The following is a 24,224-nucleotide window of genomic DNA, read 5'->3' as shown; positions in this document are numbered from 1 at the left end:
GCCATGAGGGACACTCGGCGCAAGGTGCGCAGGGCACAGACCATCGTTCCTTTCGGTGTCGGTGGGATTCTCGACCTGCGGGGCGAATCGTTCGTGGCCGCCGATATCCGCAGTTGGGCGCTGCGAGCCACAGGGGTGGAGTCACCGAGGCTCGCCAGGAAGCTGAAGGTAGAGGGATTCCGTTCGCCTCCCGTCATCCCTTCAGGAAAAGCCGCTTTCACGGCTCGCAGCGGTCCTGTGTACGTGCGATTCCCCAAGTGGCTCTTCTGTCCGCAGTGCAGAGAGATGTTTCTTTGGCGTTCCGAGCTGGAAGTCAGGGACACGCAACCGACCTGCGGGCGTTGTCCGGGCAAGCCGCAGCTCGCGCCGATGCGTTTCATTCAGATCTGCGCGGCAGGTCATATGGCCGACATCGACTGGAAACGGTGGGCTCATTCGAGGAGCGACAGTCACGAGCAACGGCAATGTCAGCTTCGTCGGCTCCGGTTCGCCGCCACCACCGAATCCTTCGGTCTTGACGCCCTACGCGTAGTCTGCGTTTCATGCAGAGCCGGACGCAGCTTGGAAGGGATCAGTCAGAAGAATATTCTCAAACAGATAGGGTTGCGATGCGCCGGGACTCATCCCTGGCAGACGGATGCCGACGACGCCGCATGTGAAGAAACAGCACGAGCGGTCCAACGGGGTGCCTCAAATGTGTATTTTCCGATCACTCACTCCGCAATCGATATCCCAGCTCCCGCCGAGTTCGCTCTCAATGACGAGCGGGTGCAGAGGGTTGTCGACGATCGATTGTGGCCGGTTCTCACCAGTGAGGACGACGGTCCTGCATCCGAGGATCTGAGGGATCTGATCGCCAAACGATGTGGTGTTTCCGAGAACTTCGTGGACGCGTTGCGCCGGCGGTACGCGGACGGCTCGGCTGCGATTCCTTCCGCAGTTGACGACGACCTCAGTGTGGCCGAGTGGGCCGCGTTCTCCGCCCCGGAGTCCGTTGCCGATTCCGACAACTTCGCCGTGCATCGGACGGAACTCCGACTCCTTGCCTCGGACATGCGCTCGGAGCAGGAGTTGGATGCTGCGATCTCCGCGGTGGTCGTCGCTGACCGGGTACGCGAGGTCCGTGCGCTCGAAGGGTTCTCGCGGTACGAGCCCAGTTCGGGCGACGGCGACGATGACGGGGGCGGGCGCATCGTGTCCGTCAACACGGCGGGGCGAGCGAGATGGCTCCCCGCGGTGGAGGCCTACGGCGAAGGAATCTTCATCGCCGTGGACGAGGAACGCCTGAGTGCCTGGGAGGCGCAGGAGCCGGTTCGCAGTTGGACGCGGCGGATCGAACACAACCTCGACGCTTCCTTCAGGGCCGATCACCTGAGGGACAAGTCGGGTCCGGAGCTTCTCCCGCGATTCGTGATGCTGCACACCCTGGCCCACCACTTCATCCGGCAGCTCTCCTACGACAGTGGGTACAACGCCGCCTCGTTGAGGGAGCGTGTCTACGCCCGAAGCCACCTTCCCGGGAGCGAACTTCCCCCGCAGGCCGGTGTGTTCGTCTACACAGCCGCAGGCGATTCGGAGGGAACACTTGGTGGGCTGGCTCGCCAAGGGCGACCGCCGTACCTCGCCGAGACATTGATCCGGCTGCTCGAATCGGCGCAGTGGTGTTCCCAGGACCCGTTGTGTGCCGACTCGGCCGGCAGGTCTCTGGCCAACCTCAACCGGGCTGCCTGCCATGCCTGTACCCTGCTGCCCGAGACATGCTGCGAAATCGGCAATTCCCTCCTGGACAGAACCCTGCTGATTGGCGACGGTGAGGTGCCGGGATTTTTCCGAGACGTCGTTCAAGCTGCACTCGAGGAATCGGCCGAAGTCGTCGATATCTCATGAAGGTCCCGTCTCTTCTCGACCTGGGAGGCGAGCAGCAGGCGGTCCTCGACCTGCCCTTCGACGGCAGTCACGTCATCACCGGGTCCGCCGGCAGCGGGAAGACAGTCATGGCCCTGTACCGCGCGTGGTCGATCGCGACCGCCGGCCGCGAGGTCGTCCTTCTGACACATTCCAACCTGCTCCATCAGTACCTTGCGCAGCTGGCACCCGGTCTCACCGAGGCGCTCAAGGTGACCACTTACCATCGATGGATGAGGGCCTTCTGGGACAGGCATTTCCGGTGCGACCCTCCGCAAACCGACGAGGAAGGGTGGAGCTACGATTGGATCGCAATCCAACGGGATTGCATCCTGGGGCGGATACGATCCACCACACACCTGGTGATCGATGAGGGACAACAATTGCCGGTCGGCTTCTACGAGTTGTGCCGTGTCCTCGGAGTCGATGTCAGCGTGTTCGCGGACGAGAGTCAACGGATCGGAGAAGATGAAAGCACCCTCTCCGAGATATACCATGAACTGGGCCTGGAGACGGCATCACTCGTGCTTCTCGGCAATCGGCGAAACAGCAGGGAAATCGCCATGCTGGCACACGAGTTCGGCGACCCGATTCGTGCGGAGCCACCCCTTCCGGAACGCACGGGCCGGGCACCCATGCTCTTGAAGGTTCCCTCCCTGAAGATCCTCGTCACCGGGGTCGCTCGGTACTTCAGTGCTCATCCGTGGCGAAGCATCGGGATCATCTGCCTGTCCACCCACGTGGTGCGAGACATGCAGGGCAGGCTCACCCGAAGCGGACTGGCGAAACACACCCAGACTTATGTCGGCGCCGATCCGTACCGAAATGCCGTCGACTTCTCGACACGCCCCATCCGGATCGTGAGCACCGCCAGCATGAAGGGTCTGGAGTTCGACAGCGTCTTCGTGCCAGACCTCGACGCATACACCGAGGACCCGACCGGCGTCGAGGCATCACTGCGCTTCTTCGTGCTGTGCACGCGAGCTCGCGAGGACCTCCACCTCGCCTACCGGGGGTCGGCGGAGCCCGCCATTGTCTCCGGCGTCCCCGAAGCCCTGTTGGGCCGTCACGTCCTCTGAATCCCCGCCTTCCTCAGCCGGTCAGGGTTTCGGATGGGGGGTGGCCGTAGCGTTGGCGGTATTGGGCGGCGAAGCGGCCGAGGTTGGAGAAGCCCCAGTGGTGGGCGATGTCGGAGACGGTGGCGGAGCGGTCGCTGGCGGCGGTCAGGAGGTCCTGGTGGGCGTGGCGGAGGCGGACCTCGCGGAGGTAGCCGAGGGGGGTGGTGTCCAGATGGGCGCGGAACGCCTCCTGGAGGGCGCGGGGGCTGACGCGGGCCGCCGTGGCCAGGTCGGTGAGGGTGTGGGGGTGGTCGGGGTGTTCCTCGATCAGCTTCATGGCGCGGCGCAGCGCCGCATGGGAGACGGTGCCGCCGCGTCGCGCGTGGACGCCCCGGGTGATCAGTGGCTGGGTCGCGACGAGCAGGCTGGCCGTGGCCTGGGTGAGCTGGGTGGCGACCAGGGGGTTGGTGCGGGCGACGCCGTCGCCGAGCACCTCCTGGCGTACCGCGCCCGAGATGGTGGACCAGCTGCGGGCCGCCTGCGGTGAGATGGCCTTCCCCAGCGCGAACCTGGCCCGGACGGGCCCGTCGACGCCGAGGGAGTCGGCCGCCGCCCGCTCCACGACCTCGCGGTCGAGCCGCACCGTGAACATCCGCGCGCCGGGCGACCAGTGCACCTGGAAGCCGCGGTAGGGGTCGAGGACATAGGTCTCGCCCGGGCCCACCCGGTACTCCTCCCGGCCGGGGGAGCTCACCGTCACCCGGCCGTGGGTGACCTCGCAGACCAGCAGGTAGCTGCCGAGCGGCTGCGGTCGGATCAGGGTCTCCGCCCGGCCGCCCCGGCGTCCGTAGCTCAGCCCGGAGACGGTGATCCCCGGGAAGCCGCTCTCCGCGTACCAGGCGGAGAACTCGTCCGGATCGCCCAGGCAGTCCAGCTGGTACGGGCTGTAGGCGTGGCTGATGATCTCCTGGGTCTCTTCGAGATCGCTGCTGCGCACGAGCGTCGTCAGCCTGCTCAGGTCGCCCGTGGTGACGCTGAGCTGTGCCATCGGCCACGTCTCCTTCGCGCCTCGCTTCGCCGCCACCGCCGACCAGGTGGAACTGGCGGAGGGCGCCCGCCGGTTGGGTGCCGCACTGGCGGACCTCGACCCGGGGGGAGAGGCGCGCTGCTTGTGACAGGAGCTGTGCGGCCATCAAATGTCCTCCCTGGCAAGGGCGTTGTTGTGTGCCGTGAGCGAGGTCTCGCTACCGTGCCTCTGGCCGGTGTGACGGCGGGCGAGCCGGGTCTGTGGTGCGGTTCGGCTGATGCGGCGGTTCTTTGTCGGGTTCGGGGGCGGGTACCGGCATCTGGAGGAGGACGAGCAGTCGCGGTCGGTGCCGGCCGATCCGCGGTCCATGGCGGGGCTGTTCGGCGGCTTCAGCTATGAGGCGGTTGCCGGGGCCTCCGAGCGCATGCGCTCTGGGTTGCCCCGGCTGAGGCCAGCAGTTGGCCGGCGGTCTCGGGGCCGACACCGAACAGCGCGAGCAGTTCCGGGGCGGCCTGCTTGACCAGGGGCCGGCCGAGAGAGTCGATCACGGCCACGTGGTGGGTGAGGCCGTGGGTGTCGACTCTGCCGGTGATCTGCGGGCTGTCGTGCGTCATGCTGGTCATGTCCGTCCTTGCGAGTCCGTACCGAGGGCGGCACACGCGGGTCGGGCGGGTGGACAAGACAGTGACGGGGCTTCTGGACCAAGCTCCTGTGAAGTCACAAACGCCCGTCCGGCCGCAGGCACGGTGCTCCCGCCGACGAGCCGACAAGTCCCAAACAGGACAGTCCAAGACGTCAGTCAGGAGGCGAGTCAGGCTCATCAGCACAACTACCAGTCACATGATCACTGCTCGCTCCTGACGATCGCCTGCGCCGTCAGCGTCGCCTCGGTGCTGTTGACGTGAGCTGGATGTCACATGTAACCACCCTGGTCCGCGACCCCAGACACTATGTCGAGGCCAGCGCCAAGATGGGCATGAGTCCCTCGGCGACCGACGTGGCGGCTCGGCCTCGTCTACCTCGTCGTCCAGTCGGCCATCCTCGTCGGCCCGACGCTGATCGTCCTGGCCACCGGGCCCCGACCGGTGATGGTGGGGATGTTCGTCCTCTCCTTCTTCAACAGCCACCTCGGCCTCGGCATCGCTGGCGTCATCATCGTCAGCGTGCGCCAGGCGAGCACCCCCGGTACCTGATGGACCGAATGACGGCGGCCTTCCGCACCCCGCTCTTCGGCGGCGGCGCCCTCGGCGGCCTCTCCGCCGGCCTGCTCTCCGGCCGCCTGGGCGCCCAGCACGCGCTCACCGTGGCAGCCATCACCTCCGCCACCGTCCTGCTCCCTCTCGCCCTCTCCCCCGTCACCCGCCTCCCCCCCTTCCACCGACACCGACACCGGACGGGCGGGAGCGCGCGCTGAACGGGAGACCGACGAAGGCGCCTGGATGAGTCCGGGACGGCCGACCGCGCTGCTGAAGCGCGCTCCAGCGAACCAGTCCACGCGGGCGGGGTGTTCTCGTTGGCTCCGGCAGGCGCTGCAGAGATGGGCGATCAGCCTTCCGGTTCGCGGCGCGGTGAGCGACTGTGTCGAAACCCACGCACACAGGCTGGGGATCTGCCCGAGAGGCACCGACGATGCCCCGACCGGCGAGCCGGTAGGGGCATCGTGACAGCCCGGTGAAGGCTGGGCGGAGGATGCGAGATTCGAACTCGTGAGGGCGTGAACCGAACACGCTTTTCAAGTTCTCGTCTGGGGATCCGGAGCGATCCGTGGGAGTCCTTACTTGCGGCAGAGCGTTCGGGGTGGCTTGGTCTGTACGGTCCCGGACGGGGGTGAATGAGACCAGAACTGAGACCAGTGGACACCCTCTTCTTGTTCGGTCATGCCGCTACGCGTCCGACACATTCTCGCCGCGATAGTAGCGGAGGGCGTTGGGGTAGTCGTGTTTCTTGTAGAGGATCACGCGCCCCTTGAGCGCGCTGCTCTGCCAGGATTCGGCCATATTCCGCGCAAGGAGCCGGAAGGCTATGTCGGGGCCCAGATGACCTTTGGGGATCTCTAGCGAGACATCCTCGGCCCGGGGGCGTTCCAACGCCTGCCTGAAGGCGTAGGGCAGCTCTACCTTAAAGTAGGCGGCAAAGTCCCTTGGAGACAACAACTGCCTGCGCCCGTCGTGATGGAGCGACCAGTCCAGGTCGATGGGGTGGGCCACGTCAAAGTGCTGGGGGTTGTAGCTGTGCCTGGCCCCGCCTGCGCCCTGGATCGTTGTTGCTGAATCCGTTGTGGTTCCACAGGAGGCTGACGCCGCGCTCTTCCTCCAGGTGCTTGATGACGAGGTTCTTGGGGGCGACTGAAGGCAAGTCATCCTCGACGTAGACGTACGTGAAGTACATGTCGTCCAACGAGATCTACTTGCGGCCCAGGATCCTCAGACGGGCGAAGTCCAATCGCTGCGGCACTGCGCGGTCAGCCTTCCCCACGTACATGCGCTCCTTTGGCTGGCTTGGGCCACCGCGAAGGAGCTGATAGATCCCCGACCGGCCAAGTACCTTCCGCAGGTGCGCCTCGGCTAGAGCCAGTGGCACTTGCTCGTCGAGAGTCCGCGCGAGTCGGACCCCGGCCTCCCGGGTGATGCCGAGGTGGACGCTCACCCCCGGGCTGATAGTGGCCTCCGAGGTCGCCGTATTCGTGAAGGTGTCCACATCCGCCTCGGCCTCGCGCACGCGACGTTCGGCTTCCGCCAGCTCTGCTGTCAGCCGGATCAGTGTCTCCTGGAGCTCGTCCCGCTCGGCTCGCAGGGAATCGAAGTCCGCGGTCCGCTGGTCTAGTTCGGCGCGGGTGCGAGCCGGGTGGCCGCGCCAGCCTGTTCCAGCTGACGCAGCCGGGCCTGTTGCTCATCGAGATGCTCATACGCGCTGCAGACCATCTCACAAAGGAGCCGCGCCTCTTGGTGCAGATGACGGCTTTCCCGGTCGGCCTCCGCGAGCTTGTCCCGTAGATCCTGCAGGTCGGCGGAGTGGGGACTTGTGACGCGCAGGGCGGTCCGGGTGCAGCATGCGTACTGTGTCCCGGGCGGCCAAGGTCAGCTCGGTGCCCGTCTCTCGGTTGCCGTCGTCAATGAGCTGCTCGACGAACTCCGCGGGCGGGACCAGGGCGCCGCTGAAGTACCGAGAAAGCGTCGAGCGGTCCCAGGGAACACGTACGGAGTAACGGCCGAGGGGCACCACCAAACACTGAGCCAGCTCGCGTAGCGCGAGCGCGAGCGCGTATCGGTCAGGCTCGATCTGCGTCCCGTCGATGTCCTTTGCAAGACCATCGTGCGTGGTCCGCGCGGAACCAGCTCCCCTTGAGTCATTCGTTCCCCTCCGTTGGATTCCCTGCCTTGTTGCGCTAGGGGTCGTCTTCAAAGGTGATCAAGTGATGAGGGATCATGCTTGTCGTGGTGCGTCGTCATGAGCTTTCGGATGCTGAGTGGGCTGTGTTGTCGCGGTTGCTGCCGAGTTCGGGGACTGCGGGACGGCCCCGTTCGGACGACCGGGTGGTGCTGAACGGGATTGTGTGGAAGCTGCGGACCGGTCGGCCTGGCGTGATGTGCCGGAACAGTACGGCTCCTGGCAGACCTTGTACACGCGTTTCCGCAGGTGGGCCCTGGACGGCACTTTCTCGCGCATGCTGCGGGCCATCCAGGCAGAGAAGGACGCGGCTGGGGATATCCAGTGGCTGGTGTCGGTCGACTCCACCATCGTGCGAGCCCACCAGCACGCCGCCGGCGGTAAAAAGGGGCGGTCGACCGGGACGAAGCGGGTGATCACGCCCTCGGCCGATCCCGAGGTGGGCTGAGCACCAAAGTCCACCTCGCCTGCGACGGACTCGGCCGCCCTCTCGGCTTCGTCCTCTCGGGCGGCAACGCAAACGACTACACCCGTTTCGAGCAGGTGATGGACTCGATCAACCTGCCCAGGATCGGGCCCGGGCGTCCGCGGACCACGCCCGAACACGTGCTCGCGGACAAGGGATACAGCTCCCGAAAGATCCGTTCCTACCTGCGCAGGCGCGGCATCCCGCACACGATCCCCGAACGCGTTGACCAGGCCCTGGGCCGGCTGAACCGCGGCACACGCGGCGGACGGCCACCCGGCTTCGACCGGTCCGCCTACCGCCGCCGCAACGTCGTCGAGCGCTGCTTCAACCGCCTCAAGCACTGGCGTGGACTGGCCACCCGCTACGACAAGACCCGCGAATCCTACCAGGCCGCCCTCACCATCGCCTCAATCCTGCTCTGGATCTGACTATTGAAGACGCCCCCTAGGAGTCGCGGACGTGCGTGGAAGCAGGCCCGCAGGGGAGCCGCTCCCACGAAGTCGGCTCCCAGATGGCTCCCAAACTGGCCCCCCAACACACATCAGGCCCGGTACTGATCTCTCAGTACCGGGCCTGACCTGTACCTCTACCGTCGGGGTGGCGGGATTTGAACCCACGACCTCTTCGTCCCGAACGAAGCGCGCTGCCAAGCTGCGCCACACCCCGGTGGAGCGTGAACTACTTTAGCTGACCAGCGGGCGTTCACGAAATCAGGTTGGGGTGGGGGTGAGGGTGAGCAGGGTCGCCTCGGGGGGGCAGGCGATGCGGACGGGGGTGTAGCGGTTGGTGCCGCAGCCCGCGGAGACGTGGAGGTAGGAGCGGTTGCCGGCGGTCTCGTGGTGGGAGAGGCCCTTGACGCGGTCGGTGTCCAGGTCGCAGTTGGTGACCAGCGCGCCGTAGAAGGGGACGCAGAGTTGGCCGCCGTGGGTGTGGCCGGCGAGGATCAGGGGGTAGCCGTCGGCGGTGAAGGAGTCCAGCACGCGGAGGTAGGGGGCGTGGACCACCGCGAGGGAGAGGTCGGCGTCCTTCTCGGGGCCGCCGGCGACCTCCGCGTAGCGGTCCCGCTTGATGTGCGGGTCGTCAAGACCGGTGAGGGCGATCTCCGTGCCGGCCGTCTTGACATGGCCGCGGGTGTTGGTGAGGTTGACCCAGCCCGCGTCGTCGAAGGCGTCGCGCAGCAGCCACCACGGGTTGCGCGGGACGTTCTGGCCCGGGGTGTTCCCGTTGAGGCCATGGCGTCCCGAGACGCGTTCGGCCAGGTAGCGGCCCGGGTTGCGCAGGCGCGGCGCGTAGTAGTCGTTGGAGCCGAAGACATAGGCGCCCGGGAACTCCAGCAGCGGCCCGAGGGCGTCCAGCGCCTCGGGGACGGCTTCGGGGTCGGAGAGGTTGTCCCCGGTGTTGATCACCAGATCGGGCCGGAGGCCGGCCAGGGACTGGAGCCAACGGCGTTTCTTGTTCTGCCCGGAGACCATGTGGATGTCGGAGACCTGGAGGACCCGCAACGGACGGGCGCCGGGCGGCAGGACGGGAACGGTGACGCGGCGCAGTCGGAAGGAGCGCGCCTCGAAGCCGGCGGCGTAGACGAGGGTGCCGGCGGAGAGGGCGGTGACGGCGAGGGCTGCGTTCAGGGGGATGCGGTATCGCGCGCGCATGCACCCCATGGTCGCAGAGCCCTGGGGCCACTCGCGGCACGGCTGTCACAATGGTCGGCATGACCACGTTCAAGTCCCGGCTGCGGGGCGATCTGACGGCAGCGATCAAGGAACGCGACGAGCTGCGGTCCGCGACTCTTCGGATGGCGCTGACCGCGATCACCACGGAGGAGGTCTCGGGCAAGACCGCCCGTGAACTCTCCGACGACGAGGTGCGGAAGGTGCTCGCGCGCGAGGCGAAGAAGCGTCGCGAGGCGGCCGAGGCCTTCGACAAGGGAGGCCGCGCCGACCGGGCGGATCGGGAGCGGGCCGAGGGCGAGGTCCTGGCCGAGTACCTGCCCAAGCAGCTGACCGACGAGGAGCTGACGTCGCTGGTCGAGGAGGCCGTCGCCGAGGCCAGGGCGCAGGGCGCCGAGGGGCCCCGGGCCATGGGCGCGGTGATGAAGATCGTGAACCCGAAGGTCGCCGGGCTGGCCGAGGGCGGCCGGGTGGCCGCCGCGGTGAAGAGGACCCTGGCCGGCTGAACGTCGCCCGGCCTGCCGTGCCGTGACGGGAACAGTCGCGTCATGACAAGCACAGCGGGGCGCCCCGGCCGGTAGGTCGGGGCGCCCCGCTGTGGTGTCTCCGGCGAGGGGGGCGCGGTCAGTCTCGTTCGGTGCCGACGCCGTCCCTGAAGGTGCCGGGCGGCAGGTCGAAGTCGGCCCAGTCGTCCGGCAGCTCGGGCAGGCCCGCGTTGTTGCCGTCGTCCCCCGGGGCCGGGGTGAGCCGGTTCTCCGGGCGGTCGTCGTCCCGATCGCGATCGCGGTCCCTGTTCCGGTCGCGGCCCCGGTCGCGGTCGCGGTCGTCGTCCTCGTCCTCGTCGTCCCCGTCGTCCGCCCGTGGCACGTCGACCTGGGTGAAGTTGGTGGCCGGGACGCCTTCGAGGGCGCCCGTCATCGCCTGTCGCCAGATGGGCCCGGCGACGCCGGCGCCGCTGGCCCGCTCGAAGTACTGTCCGCCGATCGTGATGTTCTCCATCGGCATCAACGTCTGGTCGCCGCCGACCCGGACCGCGGTGGCGAGCTGCGGTGTGTAGCCGACGAACCAGACGTTCTTCCGCTCGTCGGTGGTGCCGGTCTTCCCGGCGTTGTCGCGGTCGGTGAGGCCCACGGCCTGGCCGGTGCCGTCCTCGATCACACCGCGCAGCATCATGTTGATGGTCTGGGCGGTCTGGGCCCCCATGACCTGGGTGCACTCGGAGCCGGGAACGCTCAGCTCCTCGCCGTCCGCGTTGGTCACGCCGGTGATGGAGATCGGCTCGCAGTAGGTGCCCTCGTTGGCGAAGGCCGCGTAGGCGCTGGCCATCATCAGCGGCGTGGTCTCCTGGCCGCCGAGGGTGACGGAGGGGTTGGCCTCAAGCGGCTCGTCGCTGCCGCGCTCGACGCCGAGCCTGGCGGCCATGGTGATGGTCTCGCAGAGGCCGGCCTCGCGCTCCAGCTCGGCGAAGTAGGTGTTGATGGACTGACCGAGCGCGTCGGTCATATCCCATTCGCCCTCTTCGTCCTCGCGCTCGTTCTTCAGCGTCCACTCGGTCTCGTCGGCGGACCCGCGCGGCACCCCGTCGCAGTCGCGGAAGTCGGCCATCGGCAGCGTGATCTCGTGGTCGGTCTCATAGGTCTGCGCCGGGGAGATGCCCCGTTCGAGGGCCGCCGCGGCGGTGAACGGCTTGAACGTCGAGCCCGGCTGGAAGCCGTAGGCGGTGCCGCCCATGTTGGACGAGACATTGAGGTTGATGCTGGTCTCGTTCTCGCCGTGCCCATAGGGGCGGCTCTGCGCCATGGAGACGATATGACCGGAGCCGGGCTCGACCTGGACGACGGCCGCCGTGACCGGCTCGGACGCGCTCGCGCCGTCCCGCGCGGCCTGGGCCGCCGCCTGCTGGGCCTGGGGCCGCAGCGTGGTCCTGATGGTCATGCCGCCGAGCGCCCACTGGGCCTGGCGCTCCTCGCTGGTCTCGCCGAAGACCGGGTTCTTGAGGAACTCCTGGTGGACGTACTCGCAGAAGAAGCCGGCCTCGTTGGTGGCGGTGATGCAGCCGTTGCGGGCCTCGCTGACGGCCAGGCCGAGGTCGGCCGCCTGCGCCTCCTCGGCCTCGGCCTCCGTGATGTCCCCGACCTCAAGCATGCGGTTGAGCACGGTGTTGCGTCGCTCTATCGCGGCCTGCTCGTTGTGGACCGGGTCGTACTGGCTGGGCGACTGGACCAGACCGGCCAGCAGCGCGGCCTCGTGCAGGGCGAGATCGGCGGCGGACTTGGAGAAGTACCGCTGGGCGGCGGCCTCGACGCCGTACGCCTGCTGGCCGAAGTACGTGATGTTGAGGTAGTTCTCCAGGATCTGGTCCTTGGACAGCTCCTGTTCGAGCTGTATGGCGTACTTCATCTCGCGGATCTTGCGCCCGAGGCCGGCGGCGCCCGACTGCGTGGTCGCCTCGGCGACCGCCTCCGCGTCCTCGCCGGCGGCCTCGACGAAGACGTTCTTCACATACTGCTGAGTGAGCGTCGAGGCGCCCTCGGAGACGCCGCCCGACTCCAGGTTCCGGTTGAGGGCCCGCAGGATGCCGCGCAGATCGACGGCGCCGTGCTCGTAGAAGCGGGCGTCCTCGATGGCGACGATGGCGTTCCGCAGATCCTCCGCCATGGCGTCGAAGGGGACCACCGTGCGGTCCCTGAAGTAGACGTCGGCGATCTTGTTGCCCTCGGCGTCCAGAATGGTGGTCTTCTGGCTCAGCGGCGGGCGCTTCATCATGGCGGGGATCTCGTCGAACCCCTCCGCGGTGCCACGGGCGGCGAGGCCCAGGGCTCCGACGGCCGGCAGGGCGAGCCCCGCGAGCACGCCTCCGGCCAGCACGCTGACTCCGAGGAACTTGGCCACCTGCTGAATCGCGCTCAGCCCGCCACCTGGACGCTTCCTACCCATGGGGCCAGCCTACGTTCTCAAACGCCGGACAGGGCCCCGGGTGTTCGCCTAGGCTTCTTACAGCTCACACAAAGCGCCACCAGTCAAGCGCGGCTTCACCCGTAGGGGTGACATCGCAAAGAGGTTGTGCCGCATCTCCACATCTCTCTCCGGTGCCCTGACCTGCCGCTCTGAACATTCACCCAGTCGAGTGACTTCAGGCTTCCCATAGTCCGATCGGGCCATTCAAGATTAGACCCACTGGGGGTGTTGTGGTCTGGCAGCCTTCCGTAACGTCCTCAACTGGCAAGGGTGAATATGCCACTTGCCGCCGTGGGGGAGCCTCGATTCGGGAGAGGACGGCACCGGCATGGGCTGGGTTACCGACTGGAGTGCGCAGGCGGCCTGTCGCACAACAGATCCGGATGAGTTGTTCGTTCAGGGTGCGGCGCAGAACCGCGCCAAGGTGGTCTGCACCGGTTGTCCGGTGCGCACCGAGTGTCTCGCCGACGCGTTGGACAACCGCGTGGAGTTCGGCGTGTGGGGTGGCATGACGGAGCGCGAGCGGCGTGCGCTGCTGCGCCGGCGCCCCACGGTCACCTCGTGGCGCCGCCTGCTGGAGACCGCGCGCACGGAGTACGAGCGCAGCGTGCGGTACAGCCAGGGCGCTCGCTACGAGGACGCCTTCGACGAGCCCTTCGAGGAGTGGGCCAACGTGGGATAACCAACGATGGGGGTGGCGAGAGCGGGAGCGGATAGGCGCGAATGTGCGTTTGCGTGTTCAGCTCTTGCGCGTTCCGTTCAGTAATGTGTGATCCCGCCCATTCGCCGTAAGGAACTGTTGGCACGCGGGAAACGCGAGTGACGCCTGGGGTGGGTCAGGTGGGGTGGGTCAGGTAAAGCCGACGATTGCGTTCGGCATGGCACCCACACTCCTCGGGGCGCCGGGTCGGGGTTCATTCGGGGCTGCTTCGCGCCCTGCGTCAGCCCAGGAGATCGCCTATGGCGCGCAGCCCCGCCAGATCGTGGACATCGCCCGGCAGCGCCGCCACCTCGGCCACGGGCACCTCCGGGTGCAGCGCGGTGAAGCGCGCCCGCGTGCGGCTTTCGCGCGCCAACTGGCGCATGTGCTCGGCGTGGACCCGCAGCAGGCCGGCGGCCACGGCGTCGGCGGGGGGCGCCGTCGAGGAGGAGCGCCGGGGGGAGTGCGCTTCGGGAGAGCGACGGCTGGGCGGCTGAGCCAGCTCAGGGCCGGATGTGTTTGTCGGCCCGGTCTCTGTCTGCCCGGTCGGATCATCCGCCATGCCGTCGGAACCAAGATTCTTTGCCGCCCGGCCCCCGGCCTCGGAGCCCGCCGTCCCCCCGTCGCCGGCCTCCAGCAACTCCGCGGCGGCCAGCGCGCGTTCGGCGCTCAGCCCGGCGGCGTCCGAGGTGTGGACCCGGTTGAGCACCAGACCGGCCAGCGGCATGCGGTCGGCGGCCAGCCGCTCGACGAAGTAGGCCGCCTCGCGCAGCGCGTCCCGCTCGGGGGCCGCCACCACGAGGAACGCGGTCCCCGGCGCCTGTAGCAGCTGGTATGTCGCGTCCGCGCGACTCCGGAAGCCGCCGAAGGTGGTGTCCAGCGCGGCGACGAAGGTCTGCACGTCGCGGACCAGGCCGGCCCCCACCACCTTGTCGATGGCTCCGGTGAAGCGGGACAGGCCGGCGAGGCCCAGGTCCATCACCTTGCGCCCGGCGCGACCGCCGGCCTTCGCCGGGCCCATCAGGACCCGGATGAACCGTCCGTCCAGGAACGAGCCGAGCCGCTGGGGCGCGTCCAGGAAGTCGAGCGCCGAGCGGCTCGGCGGCGTGTCGACGACGATCAGGTCCCACTCGTCCCTGGCCACCAGCTGGCCCAGCTTCTCCATCGCCATGTACTCCTGGGTGCCGGCGAAGCCCGCGGAGAGGGACTGGTAGAAGGGGTTCTCCAGAATGGCGCGGGCCCTGGCCGGTTCGGCGTGCGCCTCGACGGTCTCGTCGAAGGTGCGCTTCATGTCCAGCATCATGGCGAACAGCTCGCCGCCCGCCGCCCCGTCGATGCCCGGCACCCGGCGCGGCACGTTGTCCAGCTCGGCGAGCCCCATCGACTGGGCCAGGCGCCGCGCGGGATCGATCGTCAACACGACGACGCGCCGGCCCCGTTCGGCCGCGCGCAGGCCGAGGGCGGCGGCCGTGGTGGTCTTGCCGACGCCGCCCGAGCCGCAGCAGACCACGATGCGGGTCTCCGCCTTGTCCAGCAGCGGATCGAGGGTCAGCGGCGGAACGTCGGCGACCAGGGCGTCCTGGCCCGTCGGGCCGCTCTTCGTCGGGTTCATCGGGCTCCTCCTCCACTCGGCGCACCGCTGGGGGCCCGGCGGGCCCTGGGCCAGGTCACCACGGGTGTTCCCGCAGGCGACGGGCCTGTCGGTAGAGGCCGGCCAGATCCGCGCCGTCCACGAGCAGCGGCAGCTCGCGCACCGGCAGGCCCAGGTCGGCCAACTCGGCGCGCTGGCCCGCCTCCAGGGCCAGCCGCTCGGCCTGCGCCGCGCCCTCGGCGAGCAGCGGTCCGACCAGACGCTCCGCGTCGCGCAGCCCGGCGGCGCGCAGCGAGCCGGCCAGCGCGTCCCGGTCGACATCCGCTGGGGCGCGCGCCTGGACCGGCGTCGGCGGGCGGACCATGTTGACGACCACGGCGCCGACCGGGAGCTCCGCGGCGCGCAGCTCGGCGATGCCGTCGGCGGTCTCCTGGACCGGCATCTCCTCCAGCAGGGTCACCAGATGGACGGCGGTCTCGGCCGACTTCAGCACCCGCATCACGGCCTGCGCCTGGTGGTGGATGGGCCCCATCCTGGCCAGCCCGGCGATCTCGTGGTTGACGCCGAGGAACCGGGTGATCCGACCGGTCGGCGGGGCGTCCATCACCACCGCGTCGTACACGAAGCCGCCGTCGGGCCCGCGCCGCCTGGCCGCCTCGCACGCCTTGCCGGTGAGCAGCACGTCGCGCAGCCCCGGGGCGATGGTGGTGGCGAAGTCGATGGCGCCGATCCGGCGCAGCGCCCGGCCGGCGCCGCCCAGCTTGTAGAACATCTGGAGGTAGTCGAGCAGGGCGCGTTCGGCGTCGATGGCCAGCGCGTACACCTCGCCACCACCGGGGCCGATGGCGATGCGGCGTTCCTCGTAGGGCAGTGCCTCGGTCTCGAAGAGCTGGGCGATGCCCTGACGGCCCTCGACCTCGACGAGCAGCGTGCGCCGCCCCTCGTCGGCCAGCGCGAGCGCGAGCGCGGCGGCGACGGTGGTCTTCCCCGTGCCGCCCTTCCCGCTGACCACATGCAGTCTGCGTTCTGGGGTCACGTCGGCGAGCCTAGCGACCCGAGGTGGCGTGCCCGCTCGGGGAACCCGTTCGCGGGGCTGTTGTCGGTGGCGGTGGCTAGAGTGTCGGCCATGAAGAAGTGGGAATACGTGACGGTGCCGCTCCTGGTCCACGCGACCAAGCAGATTCTGGACAACTGGGGCGAGGACGGCTGGGAGTTGGTGCAGGTCGTGCCAGGGCCCAACTCGGAGCAGCTGGTGGCCTACCTCAAGCGTGAGAAGCAGGCGTGAGCGGGGTCGAGGAGAGGCTGGCGGGTCTCGGTCTCGCGCTGCCGCCGGTGGTTCCGCCGGTGGCCGCCTATGTGCCGGCCGTGACCAGCGGCGACTACGTGTTCACCTCGGGGCAGGTGCCGCTGGTCGACGGCGAGCTGCCGGTGGCGGGGAAGGTCGGCGCCGAGGTCACGCCCGAGCAGGCCAAGGACATGGCGCGGATCTGCGCGCTCAACGCCCTCGCCGCGGTGAAGTCGGTGGTCGGCGATCTGGACCGGGTGGCCAGGGTGGTCAAGGTGCTGGGCTTTGTGGCCTCCGCCCCCGGGTTCACGGGGCAGCCGCAGGTGATCAACGGCGCCAGCGAGCTGCTGGGGGAGGTCTTCGGCGAGCGCGGCCGGCACGCCCGCAGCGCGGTCGGGGTGGCGGTGCTGCCGCTGGACGCGCCGGTCGAGGTCGAGGTGCAGGTCGAGCTGATCGCCGGCTGAGCCGTCGGCGCCGGCCGGGGCGCCACGGGCTGACGTTCCGCTTCGCCTCGGTGTGCCCCGGGGCGCCGGCGGCGCCGCGCGCTGCCGGTGCCTTCGGGTACAACTGATCGCATGACTGATTCCGTGCCCGAGGACCCCGCGAACGAGCCCATCTCCGCCGTCCCGTCCGAAGTCCCCGACTGGGAGCTGCGGTTCAGGGCGCCCCGGGTGAGCCTGCCGCGCTGGGCCCGCGAGGCGCCCGAGCGCTCGCTCTTCGTCTCCGACGCCACCGGCACCTTCGAGCTGTACGCCTGGGACCGCGCCACCGGCGCGCGGCGGCAGGCCACCGACCGGCCCAACGGCACGGTCTCCGGCGGTCTTTCGCCGGACGGCGAGTGGATCTGGTGGTTCGACGACACGGACGGCGACGAGTTCGGCGTCTGGCGCCGGCAGCCGTTCCAGGGCGGCCCCGACGAGCCGGCCGTCGCCGGGCTCGCCGCCGCCTACCCGAGCGGCCTCGCCCTCGGCCGCGACGGCACGGTGGTGGTCGGGCGCGACACGGAGGAGGAGGGCACCACCCTCCATGTGCGGCTTCCCGGCGCCGCCGAGCCCACCGAGATCTACCGCCACCGGCAGTCCGCCGGCGTCGGTTCCCTCTCCTACGACGCCTCGCTGTTGGCCATCGAGCACACCGAGCACGGCGACGCCATGCACTCGGCGCTGCGGGTGACCCGGCTGGACGGCTCCCCCGTCGCCGAGTTGGACGACACGGCGGGCGGCACGGTCGAGTCGGGCCTCTCCGCGTTGGGCTTCGCGCCGCTGGCGGGCGACAGCCGGCTGCTCGTCGGCCATCAGCGGCACGGCCGTTGGGAGCCCCTGCTGTGGGATCCGCTCACCGGCGAGCAGCGGGAGCTCTCCCTGGGGCTGCCAGGCGATCTGCACGCCGAGTGGTATCCGGACGGCTCGGCGCTGCTGGTCTCGCACAGCTATCAGGCCCGCGACGAGCTGTACCGCTACGACCTGGCGGCCGGCGAGTCGACCCGCCTCGACACCCCGGCCGGCACCATCTCAGGCGCCGCAGCCCGCCCGGACGGCGAGGTGGAGTTCCTCTGGTCGTCGGCCGCCGAGCCGCCCCAGGTGCGGTCGACGACGGGGCGGACGGTGCTCGATCCGCCCGGCATCAAGGCGCCGAGGTCGGTGCCGGTGACGGACGCCTGGGTCGAGGGCCCGGGGGGCAAGGTCCACGCGCTGGTGCAACAGCCGCCGGGCGAGGGCCCGTTCCCCACGGTGTTCGACATCCATGGCGGCCCCACGGCGCACGACAGCGACGCGTTCGCCGCCGCGATGGCGGCCTGGGTGGATCACGGTTTCGCGGTGGTCAGGGTCAACTACCGGGGCTCCACGGGCTATGGCCGCGCCTGGACGGACGCGCTCAAGCACCGGGTCGGCCTGATCGAGCTGGAGGACATCGCCGCCGTCAGGGAGTGGGCCGTCGCCTCGGGGCTGGCCGATCCGGAGCGTCTGGTGCTCACCGGCGGCTCCTGGGGCGGCTATCTCACCCTCCTCGGCATCGGCACCCAGCCGAAGAGCTGGGCGGTCGGCGTCGCCGCCGTTCCGGTCGCCGACTATGTCGCGGCCTACGAGGACGAGATGGAGGCGCTCAAGGCGATGGACCGCACGCTGCTCGGCGGCTCCCCCGACGAGGTGCCCGAGCGCTGGGCGGCGTCCTCGCCGATCACCTATGTGGACGATGTGCGGGCCCCGGTCTATGTCTCGGCGGGGCTCAACGACCCGCGCTGCCCGATCCGTCAGATCGAGAACTACGTGGAGCGGCTGACGGAGCGCGGCCACCCGCACGAGGTGTACCGCTATGACGCGGGGCACGGATCGCTGGTGGTGGAGGAGCGGATCAAGCAGGTGGCGCAGGAGATCAGGTTCGCGCGAGATCATCTGCCTGGCGGTCGGGCGGCTGCTCGCTAGCCGGCCGCTCCGGGCCCTCGGGGCTCCTGGGACCCCCGGGAGCCCCGGGGCCGGCCGCCGTGGCCGGGCCGTCGTCGGTCAGCCCCAGCTCGGCGTCGCGCAGCGTCTCCACCTCGCGACGGAAGAAGCGGAACCACATGAAGAGCGTGAAGCCGGCGAAGACGAACCACTCGGCGGTGTAGCCGAGGTTCTGGAACGCGTCCAGGTCCAGGCTCGTCCCGGCGGGCGCCGTCGCCGGCACCGCCACCAGCGGGGCCTCGGGCTCCCGCACGGTGATCCAGGAGTCCTCGACCGGGTAGGGCAGGATGTTGATCAACGAGGCGGCGCCGATCACGCCCAGCTCGCCGGCGGCGAGGCCCTCGGTCTTGCCGCTGACCTTGCTCGGCGACTCCGCGGCCTGGAGGGCCCCGACGACGGTCACCTCCCCGGCCGGCGGCTCCGGTCCGGCCGCCGGATCGGCCGCCCCCGGCAGCCAGCCGCGCACCACCGGCACGGCGGGCGAGCCGTCGGCGGGCAGCAGCGGCGTCAGCACGAGGAAGCCGCGCCGCCCCTCGATCATCCGCTCCGGCACCAGCAGTTGGTGCTCCGGATCGAAGGTGCCGGTGGCCTCGGCCTGCCGGCCCACCGTCTCGGTGGTCAGCGGCAGCAACTCGCCCACGGGCCGCACCTCGCCCGTCCCCTCGGCCAGCTTCTGCTGCTCGCGGTGCGAATCCACCTGGCTCTCGAACCGCCCCAGCTGCCAGATGCCGGCGATCAGGCAGATGGGAACGGCGAGCATCACGAAGATGTTGATCGTCCACCAGCGAGGAGTCAGCAGAAACCGGTACACGGGGTCAACGGTACTTCCGCTGGTCGCCGGGCCGTGCGCCGGGGCGGCCGGCGGCCAGGCGTACGGGCCCTCGGCGCCGCCCGCGCTCCCGGCCGCTCAGCTGGCCGCCGCGGTCAGCACGCCGGTGCGGTAGATCGTGCCCGAGCAGGCTCCGTCCAGCTGGATCCTGGCCGCCTCCGGCTCCCCCGCCTCGGGGGTGTAGCGCAGGACCACGCCGTCGCCCTCGCTGCCGCCGCCCTCGATCGGCGGTGAGGTGCCGGTGTCGCCGCTGGCGCCCCCGTCGCCCTCGCCCGGGGAGGAGGAGCCGCCGTCGCCGACCGCGCCCTCGTCGGTGCCGCCGTTCTCGTCGCCGCCGGCGCCGGCGTCCCCGCTGCCGCCGTTCCCGCCGTTGCCGCCGTCGTTGCCCGAGTTGCCGTTCCCGCCGCCGCCGTTGCCGTTGCCGTTGTTCGAGCCGTCGGAGCCGTCGGGCCCGCCGGCCCCCTCGGATCCGGCCGGTCCCGAGCCCGTGCCGTCGCCGCCGCTGGCCGAGCCCTCCGGGTCGACCGGGTGCAGCTGCGTCGTGTAGGAGGGGCCAGGGGTCGGTGTGGCCGCGACCGCGCAGCCGCCCACCGCGTTGTCCGGGACCCAGGCGAACCGCACCTCGTACGCCTCGCCCGGCGGCAGGATCAGCTCCGGATGTGCCTCGGCCGGCGCCGGCAGGCCGGTCGCGCGGTCTCCCTCGGTGCGGTCGACGACCCGCACCCGGGTGGTTCCCGAGGCGTCCGAGAGCACCGCCAACTCACCCTCACCGGTGACACGGCAGGGCTCGGACGAGATGTTGGACAGCCGGATCAGGCCGTAGATCCGCCCCTCCTGGTCCGGGGTCTCCGTCCAGGTGGCCACCCGGCCGAGTTGCTCGCGGGCGCAGCTGGGCGAGGTGACGCCGAGCGTCTCCCGGGAGTCGCTCGTCCCGTTGTCGCTCGGCTCGCCGCTGGGGAACGGGGAGCCGCCGTCGTCCGGATCGCCGCCGCTGTGCTGCTCGCCGAGGCCGCCGCCGGTGAGGTGGGGCGCGCCCGGCTCGCCGGAGCCGCCGTCCTCGGTCCAGCCGCCGAGGTGGCCCTGGCCGCTCTCGGTGTCCATGGCGGCGCCCTGGTCGCCGTCCCCTGTGGAGGCCACGCTGGCCATCAGCGGTGCGCCGATCCCCAGCAGCGCCACCGACGCCGCCGTGCCCAGCAGCATCTGCCGCCGCCGCCTGCGGCGCATCGGCACCGCCTCGTGCAGCGTCGCCAGGGCGTGCGCGTCCGGCTTCAGTTCGCTGACCGCGTCGTGCAGCAGGAGGCGCAGCCGCTCCTCCTCGATCGACCCCAGCGGGTCGAGGTCGACCAGGTCCTGTGGGGCCGACGGCTCGGGCGGGGCCGTGGCCTGTTCGTCGGCCGGCGCCGTGCCGGGCTTCGGGCGCGCGTCGGCCCGTTCGTGGCCGTCGGCCGGCTGGGCCGGCGGCGCGTCCGGGGGGGCGTGCCCCCGCCCCGGCGGCTCGTCGCGGGCATCCGTCGGCGCCCGGTCCGGCTGATGCCGGAAACCGGGCTCGTGTGGTGTCATCTGGCGGCCTCCATGGCGACGCGCAGCGCCGCGATGCCACGCGAGCCGTATGCCTTGACCGACCCGGCGGAGATGCCCAGGGCCTTGGCCACCTCGGCCTCCGACATGTCGGCGAAGTAGCGCAGTACGAGCACCTCGCGCTGTCTGCGTTGCAGTCCGCGCATCGCCTTGATCAGGTCGGCGCGCTCCAACTGCTCGTAGGCGCCCTCCTCGGCGCTGGCCATGTGGGGGAGCGGCTTGCTGAGCAGCTTCAGGCCGATGATCCGGCGACGCAGGGCGGAACGGGAGAGGTTGACCACGGTCTGGCGCAGGTACGCCAGCGTCTTGTCCGGGTCGCGGACGCGGTTGCGGGCCGAGTGGACGCGGATGAACGCCTCCTGCACGACGTCCTCACAGGACGCCGTGTCGTCGAGCAGCAGCGCGGCCAGGCCGAGGAGCGAGCGGTAGTGCGCCCGGTAGGTCTCGGTCAGGAAGTCAACGGTGGTGCCCTCAGCCATCGCGTCGTCCGCACCCTCGCCGGCGGCGGGGATGCGACTCGGTCGCGCCGCGGGCAGCGGCGCGGTCACGGCCCCGCTCCCGGCTCCTGCCGAGCTGGGACGAGGGAAAGGACGAGCGGGCGTTGCCATGAATTCGAGGACCTCTGCCACGCCTGTTGGACACGTTCTCCCCCGCGAAGGTTGTACGGCGCGGGCAGACTGATAGGTATCGGGTGCATTGCCCTCATCTATGCCGCCCTGCCGTCGATGCCCTGGTCCGGTCGGTGCCTCGCGCCGATGGAGAGGCGCGCCAAAGACTCTCCCCGCACCGCTGGTGTTGTGTTGCGGTGCGGGGAGAGGAAATCGTCTCTCGGGCGCTCGGTCCGTAGCAAGCCGTCCCAGCCTACGAGTTGGTCACGAGAGATTCACAACCAACCAACCTCGGACAACTCTCATTAGCCATCGGTGGGCGGCCGATCAGCGGCGGACACCGGATGGCGAGCCGGAGACCACCGAGGACGCCCGCGATCGGACGCGGGAGGGACGGAACCGTTCGACACCGTTCGGCGTACGGGCGGTTCAGCGTCCGGTTCCCCCGTAGACCACGGCCTCGTCGCTGTCGCTGTCGAGACCGAAGGCGGTGTGCACCGCCCGGACCGCGGAGTTGGCGTCGTCCTCGCGGGTGACCACCGAGATCCGGATCTCGGACGTCGAGATCAGCTCGATGTTGACCCCCGAGTTGGACAGCGCCTCGAAGAAGGTCGCCGTGACTCCGGGGTTGGTCTTCATCCCGGCGCCGACCAGCGAGATCTTGGCGATCTGGTCGTCGTAGCGGAGCGCGTCGAAGCCGATCAGGGAACGTTGCCGCTCCAGCGCCTCGATGGCCTTGCGGCCCTCCGTCTTGGGGAGCGTGAACGAGATGTCCGTCAACCCGGTGGACGCGGCCGAGACGTTCTGGACCACCATGTCGATGTTGATGGTGGCGTCCGCGATGGTCCGGAAGATCTTGGCGGCCTCACCGGGCTTGTCGGGCACGCCCACCACGGTGACCTTGGCCTCCGAGGTGTCGTGGGCGACCCCCGAGATGATTGCCTGCTCCACCGGTTCCCCTTCCTGCTGTCGGCTTCCGACCCATGTCCCCGGCTTTCCCGAGAACGACGACCTGACATGGATCGGGATGTTGTAACGGCGGGCATACTCCACACAGCGGTGGAGCAGCACCTTGGAGCCGGAACTGGCCAGTTCCAGCATGTCCTCGAAGGAGATCCAGTCGATCTTCCTGGCCTTTTTCACCACCCGGGGGTCGGCGGTGAAGACGCCGTCGACATCGGTGTAGATCTCACACACCTCGGCGTCGAGGGCGGCGGCGAGGGCGACGGCCGTGGTGTCGGACCCGCCCCGGCCCAGGGTCGTGATGTCCTTGCTGCCCTGAGACACTCCCTGGAAGCCCGCGACGATCGCGATATTGCCCTGATCGACCGAACTCTTGATCCGACCCGGCGTGACATCGATGATGCGGGCCTTGTTGTGTACGGCGTCGGTGATGACGCCTGCCTGACTTCCGGTGAACGATTGCGCCTCGTGCCCCAACGATGTGATCGCCATCGCCAACAGGGCCATGGAGATCCGTTCCCCGGCGGTCAACAGCATGTCCAGTTCCCGCCCGGAGGCGACGGGGGACACCTCCGCGGCGAGATCCATCAGCTCGTCCGTCGTATCGCCCATCGCCGAGACCACGACCACCACCTGGTGGCCGTTCTTCTTGGCCTCGACAATTCGCTTGGCGACCCGCTTGATACCTTCGGCATCGGCAACGGAGGAGCCGCCGTACTTCTGCACGACAAGGCCCACGTGTGCTCGCTCCTCGTGTAAGTCACTCTCCGCAGTCACTGTGGGGACTGCGGCCGGCTGAATACTACCGAGCGAAGCGAAGACCCCGCCCGTCCAGCGACGACCCCTGCCCGCTGGACGGGGGAACACACCGAAACAAGCACGAAACGTAATCGACCTCACATCGGCAGTAGATGGCGGAAATCGATCACGATGGTGTGGTCGGTCCAAGGCGTTCACGGCACAGACAAGGCACAGATATGGAAGCGCGTGGCCTGGAAGAACTGACCGAAGTGTCCGAGCCGGCCTGGCCCGAACTCGTCAGCAAGGTGTCCTCGGCCCCCCTCCCGGTGGAGATCGTCCCGGCGGATCCCGCGCTCGGCCGGGCCACCCTGCTGCAACTCCAGGTGACCGCCCGCTCCTACCTGGGCGCCTTCGCCCTGCACTGCGGCGGCCTGCTGGTGGACGACGGCTGGCTGCGGGTCTTCGGCAGCGCCACCCCGCGCAACCCCGGCGGGATGCCGGGACTCGCCGAGGTGAACGCGTTCCCCGAGCACTTCGCCCCTGACTGGCGCCCGAGCCCCGGGCTGGTCGTGGCACAGGACGTGCTCGGCGGGACCTTCGCCGTCAACGGCGACCACGAGAGCGACCCGGCCGCGACCGGCCGCCCCGGAGGGCCGGGCGAGGTGATCTACTTCGCCCCCGACACCCTGCGCTGGCAGGCGCTGGAGCTCCCGTACGCGGGCTGGCTCGACTGGGTGCTCTCCGGCGGGACGACCGACTTCTACCAGAGGCTGCGCTGGCCGGGCTGGCGCGCCGACACCGGCGCCCTGGAGACGGCGACCGACGGGGTCTCGCTGGTGCCACCGCTCTGGTCGCTCGAAGCCCAGCGGGACCTGGCCTCCACCGCGCGGCGGCCCGTCCCCATGGCCGAGCTGCTGGGGCTCCACCACCGGTACGCCCGGCAACTGACGAACGCCGACCCGGGCTTCATCGGCCGCACGGAGGGGCTGGACTGAGCGCGGCGGGGGCGGGGCC

The 24,224-nt window shown here is 69.7% G+C and carries 22 protein-coding genes, 1 tRNA gene and 1 pseudogene; 11 read left to right on the top strand and 13 right to left on the bottom strand.

Features of this window, described 5'->3' with window-relative positions; all coding sequences use genetic code 11:
- The first annotated feature begins 3 nt into the window (after nucleotides 1-3).
- Together drmB and K4G22_RS15965 are read left to right on the top strand one after the other, a co-directional pair.
- A complete protein-coding gene (drmB, locus tag K4G22_RS15970; protein ID WP_228080906.1) occupies nucleotides 4-1,887 on the top strand; it encodes a DrmB family protein in 1,884 nt (627 codons plus the stop codon).
- Nucleotides 1,884-2,984, top strand: a complete 1,101-nt coding sequence (locus tag K4G22_RS15965; protein ID WP_228080905.1) for a DEAD/DEAH box helicase — start codon at nucleotides 1,884-1,886, stop codon at nucleotides 2,982-2,984. The genes drmB and K4G22_RS15965 overlap by 4 nt, the downstream gene beginning before the upstream one ends.
- Before the next feature lie 13 nt (nucleotides 2,985-2,997).
- Here the strand turns inward: K4G22_RS15965 and K4G22_RS15960 are convergent, their stop codons facing one another.
- The gene (locus K4G22_RS15960) at nucleotides 2,998-4,011 is read right to left on the bottom strand and encodes an AraC family transcriptional regulator (protein ID WP_228080904.1); all 1,014 of its coding nucleotides are present in this window, start codon (nucleotides 4,009-4,011) and stop codon (nucleotides 2,998-3,000) included.
- Between K4G22_RS15960 and K4G22_RS15955 the strand changes: the two genes are divergently transcribed.
- Nucleotides 3,992-4,138: a hypothetical protein gene (locus K4G22_RS15955; RefSeq protein ID WP_228080903.1), complete on the top strand. Its 147-nt coding sequence runs from the start codon at nucleotides 3,992-3,994 to the stop codon at nucleotides 4,136-4,138. The two genes, K4G22_RS15960 and K4G22_RS15955, sit on opposite strands and share 20 nt — an antisense overlap.
- A 241-nt stretch (nucleotides 4,139-4,379) precedes the next feature.
- On the opposite strand, the gene K4G22_RS15950 is transcribed toward K4G22_RS15955, so the two are convergent.
- Nucleotides 4,380-4,613 (bottom strand): hypothetical protein, encoded by a 234-nt coding sequence (locus tag K4G22_RS15950; protein WP_228080902.1) that lies wholly within the window; start codon nucleotides 4,611-4,613, stop codon nucleotides 4,380-4,382.
- A gap of 578 nt (nucleotides 4,614-5,191) precedes the next feature.
- Between K4G22_RS15950 and K4G22_RS15945 the strand changes: the two genes are divergently transcribed.
- On the top strand, nucleotides 5,192-5,404 hold the full coding sequence (locus K4G22_RS15945; protein ID WP_228080901.1) for a hypothetical protein: 213 nt from the start codon (nucleotides 5,192-5,194) through the stop codon (nucleotides 5,402-5,404).
- Nucleotides 5,405-5,873: 469 nt separating this feature from the next.
- Here K4G22_RS15945 and K4G22_RS15940 read toward each other — a convergent pair whose 3' ends face one another.
- Both K4G22_RS15940 and K4G22_RS15935 read right to left on the bottom strand, forming a co-directional pair.
- Nucleotides 5,874-6,197: a hypothetical protein gene (locus K4G22_RS15940; protein WP_228080900.1), complete on the bottom strand. Its 324-nt coding sequence runs from the start codon at nucleotides 6,195-6,197 to the stop codon at nucleotides 5,874-5,876.
- Between the two features lies 1 nt (nucleotide 6,198).
- On the bottom strand, nucleotides 6,199-6,387 hold the full coding sequence (locus K4G22_RS15935) for a GIY-YIG nuclease family protein (protein WP_228080899.1): 189 nt from the start codon (nucleotides 6,385-6,387) through the stop codon (nucleotides 6,199-6,201).
- 1,028 nt (nucleotides 6,388-7,415) lie between these two features.
- Between K4G22_RS15935 and K4G22_RS15930 the strand changes: the two are divergent.
- Nucleotides 7,416-8,274, top strand: a pseudogene (locus K4G22_RS15930) (IS5 family transposase).
- Between the two features lie 164 nt (nucleotides 8,275-8,438).
- Here the strand turns inward: K4G22_RS15930 and K4G22_RS15925 are convergent.
- Together K4G22_RS15925 and K4G22_RS15920 are read right to left on the bottom strand one after the other, a co-directional pair.
- Nucleotides 8,439-8,512, bottom strand: a tRNA-Pro gene (locus K4G22_RS15925).
- A gap of 44 nt (nucleotides 8,513-8,556) precedes the next feature.
- Nucleotides 8,557-9,498, bottom strand: coding sequence for a metallophosphoesterase (locus tag K4G22_RS15920; protein WP_228080898.1), 942 nt, complete (start codon nucleotides 9,496-9,498; stop codon nucleotides 8,557-8,559).
- A 59-nt stretch (nucleotides 9,499-9,557) separates the two neighbouring features.
- On the opposite strand from K4G22_RS15920, the gene K4G22_RS15915 reads away from it, so the two are divergent.
- Complete coding sequence (locus tag K4G22_RS15915) at nucleotides 9,558-10,022, top strand: GatB/YqeY domain-containing protein (protein ID WP_228080897.1); 465 nt, start codon at nucleotides 9,558-9,560, stop codon at nucleotides 10,020-10,022.
- A gap of 118 nt (nucleotides 10,023-10,140) precedes the next feature.
- Here K4G22_RS15915 and K4G22_RS15910 read toward each other — a convergent pair whose 3' ends face one another.
- Entirely contained in the window at nucleotides 10,141-12,453 is a 2,313-nt protein-coding gene (locus tag K4G22_RS15910) for a transglycosylase domain-containing protein (protein WP_228080896.1), read from the bottom strand.
- Between the two features lie 349 nt (nucleotides 12,454-12,802).
- Here K4G22_RS15910 and K4G22_RS15905 point away from each other — a divergent pair, with 349 nt between their 5' ends.
- On the top strand, nucleotides 12,803-13,156 hold the full coding sequence (locus tag K4G22_RS15905) for a WhiB family transcriptional regulator (protein WP_228080895.1): 354 nt from the start codon (nucleotides 12,803-12,805) through the stop codon (nucleotides 13,154-13,156).
- Between the two features lie 259 nt (nucleotides 13,157-13,415).
- Here K4G22_RS15905 and bagB read toward each other — a convergent pair whose 3' ends face one another.
- Nucleotides 13,416-14,786 carry an ArsA family ATPase gene (gene bagB / locus K4G22_RS15900; protein WP_228080894.1) on the bottom strand — a complete coding sequence of 457 codons (1,371 nt, stop codon included), beginning with the start codon at nucleotides 14,784-14,786 and terminating at the stop codon, nucleotides 13,416-13,418.
- Between the two features lie 55 nt (nucleotides 14,787-14,841).
- On the bottom strand, nucleotides 14,842-15,933 hold the full coding sequence (gene bagA / locus K4G22_RS15895; RefSeq protein WP_265590233.1) for an ATPase BagA: 1,092 nt from the start codon (nucleotides 15,931-15,933) through the stop codon (nucleotides 14,842-14,844).
- Here bagA and sp36 point away from each other — a divergent pair.
- The 3 genes from sp36 (at nucleotide 15,892) to K4G22_RS15880 (ending at nucleotide 18,473) form a co-directional block, all read left to right on the top strand.
- On the top strand, nucleotides 15,892-16,050 hold the full coding sequence (gene sp36, locus K4G22_RS15890; protein ID WP_228080892.1) for a Sp36 family protein: 159 nt from the start codon (nucleotides 15,892-15,894) through the stop codon (nucleotides 16,048-16,050). The two genes, bagA and sp36, sit on opposite strands and share 42 nt — an antisense overlap.
- On the top strand, nucleotides 16,047-16,514 hold the full coding sequence (locus K4G22_RS15885; protein ID WP_228080891.1) for a RidA family protein: 468 nt from the start codon (nucleotides 16,047-16,049) through the stop codon (nucleotides 16,512-16,514). Before sp36 ends, K4G22_RS15885 begins: the two co-directional genes overlap by 4 nt.
- A gap of 111 nt (nucleotides 16,515-16,625) precedes the next feature.
- Nucleotides 16,626-18,473, top strand: coding sequence for a S9 family peptidase (locus K4G22_RS15880; protein WP_228080890.1), 1,848 nt, complete (start codon nucleotides 16,626-16,628; stop codon nucleotides 18,471-18,473).
- Here K4G22_RS15880 and K4G22_RS15875 read toward each other — a convergent pair.
- From K4G22_RS15875 to K4G22_RS15860, 4 genes are all read right to left on the bottom strand, one after another.
- The gene (locus K4G22_RS15875) at nucleotides 18,424-19,302 is read right to left on the bottom strand and encodes an SURF1 family protein (RefSeq protein WP_228080889.1); all 879 of its coding nucleotides are present in this window, start codon (nucleotides 19,300-19,302) and stop codon (nucleotides 18,424-18,426) included. The genes K4G22_RS15880 and K4G22_RS15875 overlap by 50 nt on opposite strands.
- 96 nt (nucleotides 19,303-19,398) lie before the next feature.
- On the bottom strand, nucleotides 19,399-20,880 hold the full coding sequence (locus tag K4G22_RS15870; RefSeq protein WP_228080888.1) for a hypothetical protein: 1,482 nt from the start codon (nucleotides 20,878-20,880) through the stop codon (nucleotides 19,399-19,401).
- A complete protein-coding gene (locus tag K4G22_RS15865; RefSeq protein ID WP_228080887.1) occupies nucleotides 20,877-21,506 on the bottom strand; it encodes a SigE family RNA polymerase sigma factor in 630 nt (209 codons plus the stop codon). The genes K4G22_RS15870 and K4G22_RS15865 overlap by 4 nt, the downstream gene beginning before the upstream one ends.
- Nucleotides 21,507-21,935: 429 nt before the next feature.
- Nucleotides 21,936-23,207, bottom strand: a complete 1,272-nt coding sequence (locus K4G22_RS15860; RefSeq protein ID WP_228080886.1) for an aspartate kinase — start codon at nucleotides 23,205-23,207, stop codon at nucleotides 21,936-21,938.
- Nucleotides 23,208-23,446: 239 nt separating this feature from the next.
- Between K4G22_RS15860 and K4G22_RS15855 the strand changes: the two genes are divergently transcribed.
- A complete protein-coding gene (locus K4G22_RS15855) occupies nucleotides 23,447-24,205 on the top strand; it encodes a DUF2625 family protein (RefSeq protein WP_228080885.1) in 759 nt (252 codons plus the stop codon).
- The last annotated feature ends 19 nt before the right edge of the window (nucleotides 24,206-24,224 follow it).

Origin of the sequence: Streptomyces profundus (assembly GCF_020740535.1) — a bacterium.
Taxonomy (GTDB): domain Bacteria; phylum Actinomycetota; class Actinomycetes; order Streptomycetales; family Streptomycetaceae; genus Streptomyces; species Streptomyces profundus.
The sequence above is the reverse complement of the archived record's forward strand: the minus strand, read 5'-3'. Positions and strand labels throughout refer to the sequence as shown.